Source organism: Peptoniphilus sp. DNF00840 (assembly GCF_001553125.1).
Lineage (GTDB): Bacteria > Bacillota > Clostridia > Tissierellales > Peptoniphilaceae > Peptoniphilus_A > Peptoniphilus_A vaginalis.
Genome location: NZ_KQ960236.1, coordinates 1 through 1,842, shown reverse-complemented (window position 1 = coordinate 1,842; position 1,842 = coordinate 1). Strand labels below are relative to the sequence as shown.

The following is a 1,842-nucleotide window of genomic DNA, read 5'->3' as shown; positions in this document are numbered from 1 at the left end:
CCATATATAATTAAAATAGTGTGAAGATTTATTTTCCTTAGAAAGGAGGTGATCCAGCCGCACCTTCCGATACGGCTACCTTGTTACGACTTCACCCCAGTCACCTATCCTACCTTCGACTGCTGCTTCCTTGCGGTTTGCTCGCAGGCTTCGGGTATTACAAGCTTCCATGGTGTGACGGGCGGTGTGTACAAGACCCGGGAACGCATTCACCGCAGCATTCTGATCTGCGATTACTAGCAACTCCATCTTCATGTACTCGAGTTGCAGAGTACAATCCGAACTGGGAAAGACTTTTTGAGGTTTGCTTAATATCACTATCTCGCTTCCCTTTGTATCTTCCATTGTAGCACGTGTGTAGCCCAGGGCATATAGGGCATGATGATTTGACGTCATCCCCACCTTCCTCCGATTTATCATCGGCAGTCTCTTTAGAGTCCCCATCCGAAATGCTGGTAACTAAAGATAGGGGTTGCGCTCGTTGCCAGACTTAACTGAACATCTCACGACACGAGCTGACGACAACCATGCACCACCTGTATTGAGGCTTCCGAAGAAGAGGGTATATCTCTATACCGGTCCTCAGTATGTCAAGCCCTGGTAAGGTTCTTCGCGTTGCTTCGAATTAAACCACATGCTCCGCTGCTTGTGCGGGTCCCCGTCAATTCCTTTGAGTTTCATGCTTGCGCACGTACTCCCCAGGCGGAGTGCTTAATGTGTTAACTGCGGCACCGAATTCTTCCGATACCTAGCACTCATCGTTTACAGCGTGGACTACCAGGGTATCTAATCCTGTTTGCTACCCACGCTTTCGTTCCTCAGCGTCAGAATGAGCCCAGTAAGTCGCCTTCGCCACCGGTATTCTTTTTAATATCTACGCATTTCACCGCTACACTAAAAATTCCACTTACCTCTACTCTTCTCAAGATATGCAGTTTCAAATGCTTACAGTAGTTAAGCTACTGCCTTTTACACCTGACTTGCATTTCCGCCTGCGAACCCTTTACGCCCAGTGATTCCGGACAACGCTAGCCCCCTACGTATTACCGCGGCTGCTGGCACGTAGTTAGCCGGGGCTTTTTCTTATGGTACCGTCATTATCTTCCCATATAAAAGAACTTTACGACTCGAAAGCCTTCTTCGTTCACGCGGCGTCGCTGCATCAGAGTTCCCTCCATTGTGCAATATTCCCCACTGCTGCCTCCCGTAGGAGTTTGGACCGTTTCTCAGTTCCAATGTGGCCGTTCACCCTCTCAGGCCGGCTACCCATCGTCGCCTTGGTGGGCCGTTACCTCACCAACTAGCTAATGGGACGCGAGTCCATCTTAGACCGCCGGAGCTTTGATCATTTATGCATGTGCATATGTGATTTCATTTGGTATTAATCCCGGTTTCCCGAGGCTATCCCAATGTCTAAGGCAGGTTACTCACGTGTTACTCACCCGTCCGCCGCTAATCCATCTTATCTTCGCCCCGAAGGGTTCTGTTAAGGTTTCATCGCTCGACTTGCATGTGTTAAGCGCGCCGCCAGCGTTCGTCCTGAGCCAGGATCAAACTCTCAATTAAAAATTTGTATGACTCATTAGTTTTCTCAAAACTAAACGAATATCTGGTTTGCTTTTGATTCTTTGACAAGAATCTGTGATTAAATCACGAATTTGTTTATCTTCACACTATTTAATTATCATGTTTCTTTTGCTACCTTTTTGAAGTAGCTTATTTATTATACTACCGTGTTTTTTCTTTGTCAAGTGATTTTTACAAAGTTTTTATTTTGTTTTTACTTAACTTCTCAGTAGTTTTTCTTGCTGTCTTTAAGTGACAACTTCTATATATTAGCAT

General features: G+C 46.1%; 1 rRNA gene. It reads right to left on the bottom strand.

The window, feature by feature from the left end:
* Positions 1-41: 41 nt before the first annotated feature.
* Positions 42-1,566: ribosomal RNA gene (locus tag HMPREF1864_RS06390) — 16S ribosomal RNA — on the bottom strand.
* Positions 1,567-1,842 lie beyond the last annotated feature (276 nt).